The sequence below is a fragment of the Peribacillus deserti genome (genome assembly GCF_016909175.1).
Lineage (GTDB): Bacteria > Bacillota > Bacilli > Bacillales > DSM-1321 > Paraperibacillus > Paraperibacillus deserti.
The window spans coordinates 1-13,058 of the sequence record NZ_JAFBFI010000008.1 but is presented as its reverse complement, the minus strand read 5'-3'; the positions used below and the strand labels follow the sequence as shown (position 1 = coordinate 13,058).

Annotated in this window: 11 protein-coding genes and 1 riboswitch; all 11 genes read right to left on the bottom strand. The window is 43.1% G+C overall.

Annotated features, from left to right (window positions below; all coding sequences use genetic code 11):
- Positions 1-42 precede the first annotated feature (42 nt).
- Positions 43-1,446 (bottom strand): amidophosphoribosyltransferase, encoded by a 1,404-nt coding sequence (purF, locus tag JOC77_RS10105; protein ID WP_204542674.1) that lies wholly within the window; start codon positions 1,444-1,446, stop codon positions 43-45.
- Complete coding sequence (gene purL / locus JOC77_RS10100) at positions 1,431-3,653, bottom strand: phosphoribosylformylglycinamidine synthase subunit PurL (RefSeq protein WP_204542672.1); 2,223 nt, start codon at positions 3,651-3,653, stop codon at positions 1,431-1,433. Before purL ends, purF begins: the two co-directional genes overlap by 16 nt.
- Positions 3,637-4,323, bottom strand: coding sequence for a phosphoribosylformylglycinamidine synthase subunit PurQ (gene purQ, locus JOC77_RS10095; RefSeq protein WP_204542670.1), 687 nt, complete (start codon positions 4,321-4,323; stop codon positions 3,637-3,639). Before purQ ends, purL begins: the two co-directional genes overlap by 17 nt.
- Entirely contained in the window at positions 4,320-4,574 is a 255-nt protein-coding gene (gene purS, locus JOC77_RS10090; RefSeq protein WP_204542668.1) for a phosphoribosylformylglycinamidine synthase subunit PurS, read from the bottom strand. The genes purQ and purS overlap by 4 nt, the downstream gene beginning before the upstream one ends.
- A complete protein-coding gene (purC, locus tag JOC77_RS10085) occupies positions 4,567-5,286 on the bottom strand; it encodes a phosphoribosylaminoimidazolesuccinocarboxamide synthase (RefSeq protein ID WP_204542662.1) in 720 nt (239 codons plus the stop codon). The genes purS and purC overlap by 8 nt, the downstream gene beginning before the upstream one ends.
- Positions 5,287-5,377: 91 nt before the next feature.
- The gene (gene purB / locus JOC77_RS10080; protein WP_204542660.1) at positions 5,378-6,670 is read right to left on the bottom strand and encodes an adenylosuccinate lyase; all 1,293 of its coding nucleotides are present in this window, start codon (positions 6,668-6,670) and stop codon (positions 5,378-5,380) included.
- A gap of 19 nt (positions 6,671-6,689) precedes the next feature.
- Entirely contained in the window at positions 6,690-7,826 is a 1,137-nt protein-coding gene (purK, locus tag JOC77_RS10075) for a 5-(carboxyamino)imidazole ribonucleotide synthase (RefSeq protein WP_204542658.1), read from the bottom strand.
- Positions 7,807-8,298 carry a 5-(carboxyamino)imidazole ribonucleotide mutase gene (gene purE, locus JOC77_RS10070; protein ID WP_204542656.1) on the bottom strand — a complete coding sequence of 164 codons (492 nt, stop codon included), beginning with the start codon at positions 8,296-8,298 and terminating at the stop codon, positions 7,807-7,809. Before purE ends, purK begins: the two co-directional genes overlap by 20 nt.
- Before the next feature lie 111 nt (positions 8,299-8,409).
- A riboswitch (purine riboswitch) is annotated at positions 8,410-8,511 on the bottom strand.
- A gap of 94 nt (positions 8,512-8,605) precedes the next feature.
- On the bottom strand, positions 8,606-8,806 hold the full coding sequence (locus JOC77_RS10065; RefSeq protein WP_377337460.1) for an NETI motif-containing protein: 201 nt from the start codon (positions 8,804-8,806) through the stop codon (positions 8,606-8,608).
- Positions 8,807-8,950: 144 nt separating this feature from the next.
- Entirely contained in the window at positions 8,951-12,079 is a 3,129-nt protein-coding gene (locus JOC77_RS10060) for an MMPL family transporter (protein WP_204542652.1), read from the bottom strand.
- Positions 12,080-12,081: 2 nt separating this feature from the next.
- Complete coding sequence (locus tag JOC77_RS10055; RefSeq protein ID WP_204542650.1) at positions 12,082-12,543, bottom strand: MarR family winged helix-turn-helix transcriptional regulator; 462 nt, start codon at positions 12,541-12,543, stop codon at positions 12,082-12,084.
- Positions 12,544-13,058: the final 515 nt, after the last annotated feature.

Sequence of the window (13,058 nt, the reverse complement as noted above, 5' to 3'; positions counted from 1 at the left end):
GAATATAACTCGAGCGCCTAGACCCTCGAGGTCATAAGCCAATCAGCATTTTTGGTAGTTTTCTAGTTCTTCGTATATTTCGGTCGGATATTTGCCGTTGAAGCAGGCCATACATTGGCCCCCTCCTTCAAATGGTCGTCCGATTGCTTTGATCGTGCCCTCCACGGAAAGGAATGTTAAGGAATCTGCTCCTATAAGCTCTCGGATTTCTTCCACAGAGTTAGATGAAGCGATAAGCTCCTCCCTTGATGATGTATCAATTCCGTAAAAACAAGGGTTAATAATGGGAGGAGAACTGATGACCACATGCACCTCTGTTGCGCCAGCTTCTTTCAGCATATTTACGATTCGCCTGCTTGTTGTTCCCCGTACTATAGAGTCATCCACCATAACAACCCGTTTTCCTTCAACTACTCCGCGGACAGGTGCCAATTTCATTTTCACACCCTGCTCGCGCAATGACTGTGAAGGCTGAATAAACGTTCTTCCGACATAACGGTTTTTGATCAGACCCATTTCATAAGGAATTCCGGTCGCTTCCGCATAGCCGATAGCAACAGAAATACTTGAATCAGGCACACCTGTTACTACATCAGCTTCAATCGGTACTTCGAGCGCAAGCTGCTTGCCCAGATTTTTTCTTGCTGTATGAACATTGATTCCATCCACATTGCTATCCGGACGGGAAAAATAAATATATTCCATGGTACACATTGAACGGTTAACATTCATCGCGAAGCGCTCAGACTTGATGCCTTCATCATTAATGAGAAGAATTTCACCAGGCTGAACATCCCTTAAAAATTCAGCGCCTACAATGTCAAGAGCACAGGTTTCAGATGCAAGAACATAGGCTCCGCCTAGGCGCCCGAGCGAAAGGGGACGCAGGCCATTTGGATCTAATGCCACTATTAGTTCGTTTTCTGTCATGGTCAGAAAAGCGTAAGCTCCCTTTAGCATGCTTAGAGCATTTTTCTTCTTTTCTTTCAGGTCCGAAAATCCTGAACGTTTAATTAAGTGAGCAAGAACCTCTGTATCCGAGGTTGTTTGAAAAATACTTCCCTGCCCCTCAAGCTGGTGCTTCAGGTGAGTCGCGTTCACCAGGTTCCCGTTATGTGCGATGGCAAGGCTTCCTGTTTGAGAACGGAACAAGAGCGGCTGCACATTTTCAAGGCCGCCCCCTCCAGCTGTTGCATAGCGCACATGCCCGATGGCAGCTGTACCGTTTAACTGCTCAATCTTATCGGAACTAAAAACCTCGGTCACCAGCCCTTCACCTTTCACACACTTTAGGCCGGTTTCATCTTTGACAACAATGCCAGCGCCTTCCTGCCCTCGATGCTGCAAAGCATGCAGGCCATAATACGTGATTTGTGCCGCATCCGGATGTCCCCAGACTCCAAAAACACCGCATTCTTCATTCAAGCCCTTTAACTCAGCAAGCATGGGATTGCTCCTTTCCAAGCTGTAAATAATTCGTTTACGCTCTCAGTTACAATTGGCTGGCGGCCGCTGTCAGAAATCGTTAATTCTGGTACATCCGTAACTTTACCGATCAAATTCGCATCCTCTACTAGCTCTTCAAATTCTGTTTGATTCTCCGGACGTACTGAAATCAGGAAGCGGGACTGTGTTTCGCTGAAAAGCGCTGCCGCTGCATGGCCAGAAATCGTTACATCTGCACCTAATTGCTTTTCTCCAAATAAAGATTCTGCAACCGCAACCGCAAAACCGCCTTCAGCTATGTCATGCGCTGATGCCACTAAGCCGCCTTGAATTGCTGTAAGCAGCTGTTTCTGCCTTTTCAGTTCAACCTCAAGGTCAATTTCAGGAGCTTTTCCAAAAATTTTGCCAGACAGCATTTTCTGGAGCTCGCTTCCGCCAAACTCTTCTTTTGTTTCACCAATTACATATATAAGATCCCCTGACTGTTTAAAGCTTTGAGTCGTGATATGTCTAACATCATGGACTAATCCAACCATCCCTACAACAGGGGTAGGATATACCGCTTCCCCATTTGTTTCGTTATAAAGGGAAACATTTCCGCCAATAACCGGAGTGCTTAAAGTCCGGCAGGCCTCACTCATGCCATCAACGGCTTTTTCAATCTGCCAGAAAATCTCAGGCTTCTCCGGGTTTCCGAAGTTCAAGCAGTCCGTAATCGCCAGCGGCTCGGCTCCTGAGCAGACAATATTCCGTGCTGCTTCCGCTACAGCAATTTTACCGCCGGCCTCAGGATCAAGGTACAAGTATCGGGAATTACAATCAGTCGTCATAGCCAGCGCCTTATTCGTTTCACGGATCCTGACAACCGCTGCATCTGACCCTGGCGCGACAACCGTATTGGTCCTCACCATATAATCGTATTGATCATAGACCCATTCTTTACTAGCGATAGTCGGCTGGGACAGCAGATTTTTCAACGTTTCAGAATAATCTTCTATAACTGGAGCGGAAACCTCCATTTCCTGAAACTCGCGGTAAAATGCCGGTTCAGACGATGGCTTGTTGTAAACAGGGGCCTCTTCTGCAAGTGCATCAACCGGTACATCTGCCACTACTTCCCCTTTGTGAACCAGGCGGAGCTTTTGGTCATCTGTAACGGTTCCAATCGATACCGCTTCTAATTCATATTTAGAAAATAAATCTACGATTTCTTGTTCACGGCCTTTCGTGACAACAATCAGCATGCGTTCCTGAGATTCAGAAAGCATCATTTCGTAAGCTGACATACCTGTCTCCCGCTGCGGCACAAGATCCAGGTTCATTTCAATACCAGATCCGGCTTTACTTGCCATTTCAGCAGAAGAGCTTGTAAGACCTGCTGCTCCCATATCCTGTATGCCAATGAGGGCATCTGAATGGATCAGTTCCAGACAAGCTTCAAGAAGAAGTTTCTCCATAAATGGATCTCCCACTTGCACTGCCGGGCGTTTTTCTTCCGAGGCATCAGTCAGTTCCTCAGAAGCAAACGTTGCCCCATGGATGCCGTCGCGCCCTGTTTTAGCGCCGACATACATAACGGTATTTCCTACACCGTGAGCCTGGCCTTTTTTAATATCTTCGTGATTAATAAGCCCGACGCACATAGCGTTAACAAGCGGGTTTCCTTCATAGGAAGAATCAAACTGTATTTCCCCGCCGACAGTTGGAATCCCGATGCAGTTTCCGTATCCAGCAATACCAGCTACCACTTCTTTAAATAAATATTTACCTCTAGCTGACTTAAGCTCCCCAAAACGAAGGGAATTAAGAAGTGCGATCGGGCGGGCACCCATAGAAAATACATCACGGATAATTCCGCCTACACCTGTAGCAGCACCCTGATACGGCTCAATAGCCGATGGATGGTTATGGCTTTCTATCTTGAAAACAACCGCCTGATTATCGCCGATATCCACAATTCCGGCACCCTCGCCTGGACCTTGCAGCACTTTTTCTCCAGTAGTCGGAAATTTTCTTAATACGGGTTTTGAGTTTTTGTAGCTGCAATGCTCAGACCACATAACCGAAAACAATCCAAGCTCTGTATAGTTAGGAAGACGGCCAAGGGTATTCTCAACCATCGCAAATTCATCATCCGATAATCCCATTTCTGCATAAATTCTTTCTGATTTGATTAATTCAGGATTTGGTTCAAGCAATAACGACATGAGATTCCCTCCAATGTTTTACTATCGATTGAAACAGCCTTAACCCATCAGCACTGCCTAAAAGAGTATCCACGGCACGTTCAGGGTGAGGCATCATTCCAAGAACGTTGCCTTTTTCATTTGTGATGCCAGCAATATCTGCCAGGCTTCCGTTCGGGTTCTCCCCATGATAGGTAAACGCAATCTGTTTGTTCTCTTCAAGCTTTATAAGCGTTTCTTCATTACAATAATAATTGCCTTCTCCATGCGCAATTGGAATCTGAATCACTTCACCCTGCTCGTAACCAAGTGTAAAAAGGGTATCTGCATTTTCTACTTTTAATTGAACAGTACGGCACATAAACTTCAGATTCTGATTCCTGCGCATAGCGCCGGGAAGCAGTCCAGCTTCCAAAAGGATCTGAAATCCATTGCATACTCCCAGAACAGGTTTGCCGGCTTCAGCCGCCTTGACTACTTCATTCATCACATTTGAGAAGCGCGCAATCGCGCCGGAGCGAAGATAGTCACCATACGAAAATCCTCCTGGAAGAAGAACTCCATCGTACCCGTCAAGGCTTCCTTCTGAGTGCCATACATATTCTGCTTCAGCACCCAGCTCATCCTTAATCGCGTGGAACATATCTACATCACAGTTAGAACCGGGAAACACGATGACTGCAAATTTCACTGGGCGACTACCTCCTCAACCTCGTATCTGTAATCTTCAATCACTGTGTTCGCAAGAAGTCTTTCGCACATTTCCCTAACCAGGTCATCGAGGTCGCGGTTTGATTTTTCAATCGTAAGCTCCAGGTACTTTCCAATCCGAACATCCTGGACTTCATTGTAAGACATGCTGTGAAGAGATCCTTTCACCGCTGTACCCTGCGGATCTAAAACACTTTCCCTTAATGTTACATAAACTTTTACTTTATACATGAAGACGTCCCCCTAGTCTTGTAAGTATGTTTTCATATGCATCAGTTAAGCTGCCTAAATCTCTTCGGAATACATCCTTATCGAGCTTTTCATTTGTCTCCAGGTCCCATAGGCGGCAGGTATCAGGTGAAACTTCATCTGCAAGCAGGATATTTCCTTCTGCCGTTTTTCCAAACTCCAGCTTAAAATCGACAAGCCGGATACCAATTTCCTCAAAAAAGCTTGATAAAACTGCATTCACTTTTACAGCATGTTCTTTTAATTTTATTAATTCATCCGAACTCGCAATCTCTAATTCTCTGATATGTGCATCGATAATCAAGGGATCCCCAAGAGAATCGTCTTTGTAGTAAAACTCTACGATTGGCTGTTTGAATTGAATTCCCTCTTCTATTCCCAAACGCTTTGCAAGGCTTCCTGCCGAAAAGTTTCTAACGACCACTTCAAGCGGAATGATATCGACTCTTTGTACAAGCTGTTCACGGTCCGATATCTTTTTAATAAAGTGTGATGGAATGCCGGCTTCATCAAGCTTTAAAAACAGTAAACTAGTAATCTCGTTATTTAGTATTCCTTTACCTTCGATTTCTGCCTTTTTTTCACCGTTAAAAGCTGTGGCAGAATCTTTGTATTCGATCCAAACGATTTTTTCTTCTTCTGTTGAATAGATCTTTTTCGCTTTTCCCTCGTACAATAAAGTACCTTTTTGCATGTTTTTCCCCTCCGAAGTTTAGGAATATTAGGAATATTGAGATTAAATAGTTTGGCTGCCATCCTTGGTCAAGCAGCCAAACTATTTTTAGTTAAAGACCTACGCGGTCAAATATGACGTCTACATTCTTTAAATGGTAATTGTAGTCGAAGCAATCGGCTATTTCTTCTGGAGATAGAAGGCTTGAAATTTTATCATCTTCCTCAATCAGCGTACGGAACTGCACCTGCTTTTCCCATGCTTCCATGGCTTTTGGCTGCACAGTATCATATGCCTCTTCGCGGACAAGCCCTTTATCAATCAGCGCAAGCAGTACTCGCTGTGAATAAATCAGGCCAAGTGTGCGGTCCATATTGCGCTTCATGTTCTCTGGGAATACCGTTAAGTTCTTCACGATATTTCCAAAACGATTTAACATGTAATTTAAGGCAATCGTCGCGTCTGGCAGGATAATACGTTCAGCAGAAGAGTGGGAAATATCCCGTTCATGCCACAGTGGAACATTGTCATAAGCCGTCATCATGAAGCCGCGGATCACACGGGCAAGACCGGTCATGTTTTCAGATCCGATTGGATTACGCTTATGCGGCATCGCCGAAGATCCTTTTTGGCCCTTTGCAAAATACTCTTCCACCTCACGTGTTTCACTCTTCTGAAGGCCTCTGATTTCAACCGCAAATTTTTCAACGGAAGTCGCAATTAAAGCCAGTGTACCCATATAATGCGCATGGCGGTCGCGCTGAAGTGTCTGCGTTGAAATAGGTGCAGCCTGCAGGCCTAATTTCTCGCATACGTATTGTTCAACGAAAGGATCAATATTCGCGTAAGTGCCGACAGCGCCAGAAATCTTCCCAAATTCAATTCCTCTAGCCGCATCTTTAAAACGATCCAGATTTCGTTTCATCTCTTCATACCATAGTGCCAGCTTTAGCCCGAATGTAGTCGGCTCTGCATGGACACCATGTGTACGGCCCATCATAACGGTATATTTATGTTCCTGCGCCTTGTTTTTCAGGATTTCAACAAAGTTCTCAATATCCTTAAGAAGAATTTCATTAGCTTGCTTTAATACGTATGATAAAGCTGTATCTACAACGTCTGTTGAAGTTAAGCCGTAATGAACCCATTTACGCTCTTCGCCGAGTGTTTCAGAAACCGCTCTTGTAAAAGCAACAACATCATGACGTGTTTCTTCTTCAATTTCCTTAATTCGATTTACATCGAAGGATGCCTTTTCTCTAAGTATAGCTACATCCTCTTTTGGGATAGCGCCTAATTCTGCCCATGCTTCACATGCCAGGATTTCTACCTCAAGCCATGCATTAAATCGATTTTCTTCTGTCCAAATTCGGCCCATTTCAGGTCTTGTGTAACGTTCAATCATGTAAATCCCCCGTTCAATATTAAGCTTGCCAGATCTTGCTCAAGCCTGCTTCTCTTAGTGCATCATCCACTGAATTCCGCAAAATATTCACATGCCCCATTTTGCGTTTTTCTTTAGCTTCCTTTTTTCCATAAAGATGGACCTTCCAGTTATCTAATACAGGAATCTCTTCCATCAATTTTGCCAAATGTTCACCCAGGATATTTACCATTACAACCGGTTTTAGTAGCTCTGTGCTGCCAAGAGGCCAGTTGCATACAGCCCTGACATGCTGTTCAAATTGCGAAGTTTCGCAGGCTTCCATGGTATAGTGTCCAGAATTATGAGGTCTCGGCGCAATTTCATTTATAACGATTTCCTCGTCTTCGGTTAAAAACATTTCAACAGCAAGCGTGCCTGTAAGTCCTAAATGCTCAGCCAGCTGGATCGCTTTCTCCTCCGCAGCCTTGGAAGCCTGCCCGCTGATCCTTGCAGGGACAATCGTTTGGTGCAGGATGTTTTGGATGTGAATATTCTCAGCCGTTGGAAAGACGGTATAATCACCATTTACATTTCTAGTGACAATCACAGAGATTTCCTTTACAAAAGGAACCCAGGCCTCCAGCACACATTGCCCATTACGAAGCAGCTCCACCGCTTCTGCGATATCGGAGTCTGCCCGGATTACATGCTGGCCTTTCCCATCATATCCGCCTGTTGCAGTTTTAAGCACACATGGATATCCGAGCTCTTTTACCTTTTCCTGTACCTGTGAGGCTTCATTTATGACTGCATACGGAGCAACTGAAACCCCGGCTTTTTGGATAGCCTCTTTCTCCAGCACTCTGTTCTGCGATATTCTTAATATTTCTGTTCCCTGGGGAATATACGCATACTTTCTCAGCCATTCCAAGCTTTCCGCATTAATATTTTCGAATTCGAAGGTAATAACATCGCTAATTGAAGCCAGCTGTTCAAGTGCTTCCAGGTTATCGTAGTCTGATGTTATGGCGGTATCCGCTACCTGTGCGCATGGACAATTAGTTGTTGGATCAAGCACTGCAATTTTAAATCCCGATGCCTTTGCAGCTAATGCCATCATTCGGCCCAGCTGACCGCCGCCAATGATTCCAATTGTCTGCCCCGGTAAGATGGTTTTAAAATGTAAGTTGTTCACTGCTTGCTAACACCTTTTCTCTGGTTTCTTTTCGCATGTTTTCGATCCTTAAGGCAAGGGCATCATCCGAGGCGCCTATCATCTGTGCTGCCAGAATACCTGCGTTTACAGCGCCGGCTTTACCGATTGCAACTGTGGCAACGGGAATTCCGCCAGGCATCTGAACTATGGATAACAGCGAATCCAAACCTTTTAACGCCTTAGACTGCACTGGCACTCCGATTACAGGAAGTGTCGTTTTAGAGGCAGTCATGCCGGGCAGATGGGCTGCTCCCCCAGCTCCTGCAATTATTACTTTCAACCCGCGGTCTCTTGCACTTTCTGCATACTCGAACATAAGATCTGGCGTGCGGTGTGCAGATATAACTTTAGCTTCAAATGAGACTTCTAAGCTTTCTAATGCTTCACACGCATATTTCATTGTATCCCAATCTGAGATACTTCCCATAATGACTCCAACTTGAGGTCTCATTTGTTTTTCCTCCAAACTATTTTGAACATAAAAAAACGGGTAGACTTCTTCCATGAGAGAAGATAGTCTACCCGGCGTAATACATTGATTTAAGAAAATATGCGCGCCGAAAACACTGCTACCTTCTCTCATAGTCCAATTATTAACGGTAATCGGGTAGAAACTTGCGGGCCATATCCCCGCTATTATATGAGAGAAACGTTATTAATCATTTTCATTTTTCCTTGTCTTTATCTTATCAATCCTGTGAGAGTGAGTCAACTTATTTTCGAACAATATCTTTTAAAATAACTATAACGTTCGGTTTTTAACCATCTTTTCTTGCTTCAAAAACAATTCTTCTCCCAAATGGCTCGTATTCAACCTTTCCATCTTTTATTACTTCTTTAAATATGGGCTCTTCCATCCTTCTGACAGGTGAATATCCTTCTGCTTTCATCCGGGTTAGACAGTCGTCGATCGATTCATGATCTGCTACTTCAAATTTTACTTTCTTTCCTTTTTCCATATGCATACCTCACGTGTTTAAATGTTTGTTCTAGTTTAACCATATTTGTATAGAAACTCAATTAATGTCCTGATTCTAATATCACACTCGAATTCTTACCCGGATAAAAAAAAGAGTAACCCAGTGTGGATTACTCTTTGAATATCAGCTTGTTCCTCTTTTAAAAGGCCACCAGTTCGCTTCCCCGAAGTTTTTAACCATTACCGGTATTAACAAGGGAAGAATGATAAAGGCATACAAAAGCAAGCCTATTAATATGATGGAAGCTATCTGGAGCAAGGATAACATTCCAGATGGCATCATGGCAGCAAAGGTACCGCCTAGAATAATAACAGCAGAAATGATAACTGTTCCCATTTTTTTCATTGAAAGCAGCATGGCTTCTGCGACTGACATGTCTTTATATTCGTTAAAGCGGTCCATTAAGAAAATGCTGTAATCCACCCCTAAAGCAACTAAGATGACGAATCCAAAGAATGGCACAGCCCAGCTTATGCCGGTGAAACCTAATATATCAACAAATAAGACCTCATTCATTGCCATAGAAGTGTAATAGGTTAGAATTAATGAACCAATAATATAAACAGGCATAATAAGGGAACGAAATAGGAAAACAAGGATGATGGATATACCCGCCAGCATCAGTACTACTGTTCGTGAATAATCCTGGCCTGACATCTTATCTAAATCTGCATTTATACTTGTAATACCCCCTACAGCCAGCACTGCATTCTCAAGCTTTGTATCCTTTGTTGCCCTTTTCACTGCTTCCTCAATTTCCGGCACCTGGTTGATGGATTCATTAGAATACGGATTTGATTTAAAGATTACATCCAAGGTCATGTATTTTCGATCTTTTGACATATACACATCTAGAGACTGTTCAAAATCTTTGCTTTCAAGCACCTCTTCTGGAAGATAGAAACTATGCATCTGATCCGATTTAGACAACCCTGTTAGATAACTCTGAGCTGAACCAAGGCCCTCGGAAACTTGATCTAACCCTTTGGCACTTTGACCTAATCCTTCCGTTAACTGACCTAATTGTCCGGTTAAATCTCCGAATCCATCAAGCAGCTGTCTTTGTCCTCCATTAATCCCTTCAAGGCCTTGAGTTAATTTAGGGAAGTTATCGACTATTTTTCCCTGCCCGTCAGCCAGCTGGTCTAAACCGGCTTTTTGCTGCTCAATACCGTAAATTAGTTTTTCCAGCCCCACTGCCATTTGCTGCTGTCCGATGACGGCTTTTTCAAAACCAGAGTTAGCCGTTTTAACACCACCGCTTATTCGCCCAAGTCCTGAGTTTAATTGGTTCAGGCCGCTCGAAAGCGGAGGTAGCTGCTGCTTCAGTGTTTGTACGGTTCCTTTAATCCTTTGATATTGGCTCTCATCTGCTAGGCCTTCATGTGTCTTTTCCAGGTAGGTAAAGTCTTCTTCCTTAACCTGTGCAAGACTGCTTGATAATGCCGTCAGCCCGCTGCCAATTTGTTTATATTTAGAAGTTAAGCTGCTTAGGTTGGTTTCAGCAAGCTGGTAGCCCTCTAACAGTTTATTATAATTTGCTGCTAATTCTTCAGCTCCAGACTTTGCCTGCTCTAATCCCATTTTGATTTCATGCGAACCTAAGGATCCTTTCCGGACCCCATTTTCTATTAACGAAAGATTTAATTGAATATCTGATAATCCAGACTGAATTTCACCTGTTCCATTAATCAAAGAATCAATTCCTGTAACAGCTTCCTTTAAATCTGGCTCTGACTTAGATAACTCACTGCCTGCTTCATGCAAACCTTCACTAATCTGATTGATACCATCTTTGCCCTCGCCCAGGCCAGCTACAAGACTTTTCGTCTGTTTGGATACAAAAAAGTCTTCAATTGGTTCACCAGTCGGTCTTGTTACCGAGCGGACAGTATGCACTAAATCAACCTTTTCCAGCTCCTGGCTGATCTTCTCTGCCAGGCCGACATATTCTGTAGAATCCATTCTTTCATCATTCTTCAGAATAATTTGCGTCGGCATAGATTCCCCAGGTCCGAAACTGTCTGCAATTGCATTAAAGGCTTTAATAGAAGGTACATCTCCGCTAATTTCCTCTAATGAATTAAAAGATAAATTTCCGTCATATTTAACGAGAAATGGCACACAAACGATTGCAACTATAACCAGGGCTGCCAATGGACGAGCCAAAGCAAATCGACCGGCAGCTCCCCATAATCTACTTTCCCCGTGCTCTGCTTTACTCTTTGATGGCCAGAATATCTTCATACCCAAGGCCGCCATAAAGAAAGGAACAATTGTAAACAAGGCAATTAAAAGAATTGCCACACCTACAGCAACAGCCGCCGCCGATTGATACAGTTTAAATTGAGAGAAACCAATTGCAGCAAATCCAATCATAACGGCCAAGCCGCTGAAAAACACCGTTCTTCCTGCATTACGATAGGTCGCTACAATCGCTTGTGCCATTGTTTCATGATGCGGTAATTCTTCTTTAAACCGGCTAAGCAGTAAAATACAATAGTCTGTTCCAATTCCAAATAAGACAGCTACCAAGAAAATCTGTGTGTAATTAGAGATCGGAAAATCAAACTTATCCACTAAGAAAGAAACAATTGATTGTGAAGCAAGATATGAAAACCCTACCGTTAATAATGGAATAACCGGAGCTACAACTGACCTAAACACCAGGAACAACACGACCAATATAAAGACAACCGTAATGCCCTCTGTTTTCTTTAACCCTTCCTCTGAGCTTTTGGTAAGATCCTCATTGATCATCCAGTTGCTTGTGTAATAATGATCCACCTTTGATTCTTTTATTGTATCGTATAAAGCGGCGCTCACCTCGTCTGGCTCACGATCCTTCCAGCTGATGCTGATGGAGGCCAAAATGGACTTCCCATCGTCTGATACAAGCTGTTCTTTTAAGTTTTTATCGTTGAAATGACTTAAAAGCTGTTTAATGCCTAATTCATCCTTCTTGTCTTCCAAAGTTTTAATCGCTTTTTCAGCCTCATTTATTTTTTCTGCTGTCAATTTTTTATTATCGTGAAATACGAGGGCAACCTGAGTCTCATCCCCGCCGCCTTTCTGTTTTTGAACTTCATCCAGAATTTTCCCTGCTATCGCTGAAGAATATTCTTCCGGTACATCTACCTGCCCCTTTTCACGAACAAGCTCTGCCATATTAGGAGCAGCGATTAACAGCCCAACTACTGCAGCAATCCAAATAATTAGCACAAGCCATTTTTTCCTTATTATTACATCCACATCTATTCCTCCATCTTATAATCTTTACTCTCAGTCAAAACCTGATTTAACTTTTCATATGTCTTTAAAAACTTTTCAATTTCTTCTTGTTCAAACTTATTAATCAACGACTCCACCAGCTTATGTATCCTGTTTTCCGTTTTCCTAAAAAGAATATTTCCTTTATCAGTCAGCGTTAAGTACACTACCCGGCGATCTTTTTGATCACGAGTTCTTTGGATCAGTCCTTTTTCCCATAATCGATTAATGATTGCTGTGATCGCACTTTTTTTCACCTCAAACACTTCAGCCAGCTCCGTCGAAGTACACTCACTGACCTGATGAATATACCTTAAGGTATAATGCTGATCATTTGTTAAATCATCACCAATCTGACACTTTACTAAATTCTCACCTTTTTTTGCTACCGAAAAGGAAAGAGAAATATACCTATCCACTAATTCTTTAATATGCTCTTGAGACATGTTGAGCTCTCACCTGCCTGAAATAAGTTCTATTATTTAATAATTCAACTGTTTAACTATTAACATGTTTAACTTTAATATGGTTGGATATGAGGTGTCAATAGTATATTTGATTGGTCCTTTTTAATAAATATCAAAAAAACCAGCTATAACAGCTGCTCTTCGTTTGCCTGGCAGCATCCTGCTCTCCCAGGGGGAGATCCCGCAGGCAAGCCTTCGGCGCTAAAGAGCTTAACTTCCGTGCCCGGGTCCTAAATGGCAATGACCGGCGGATTTCTTCGTCAGCTTCCCTCATCCGGTCCTCATGTACAGGCACATGCCGGTTCCTCGCTGCTTCTCTTCCTGGACCTCCTTGTTCCTCCTCATTCTGGGTGAGATATATTTATTAATTTTGATTTTTTAATTCTTAACCTTCGGTTTAAAAACAACACAAAAAAAGACCAGCTATATCAGCTGATCTTCGGATTGCCTGGCAGCGTCCTACTCTCACAGGGGGAGATCCCCCAACTACCATC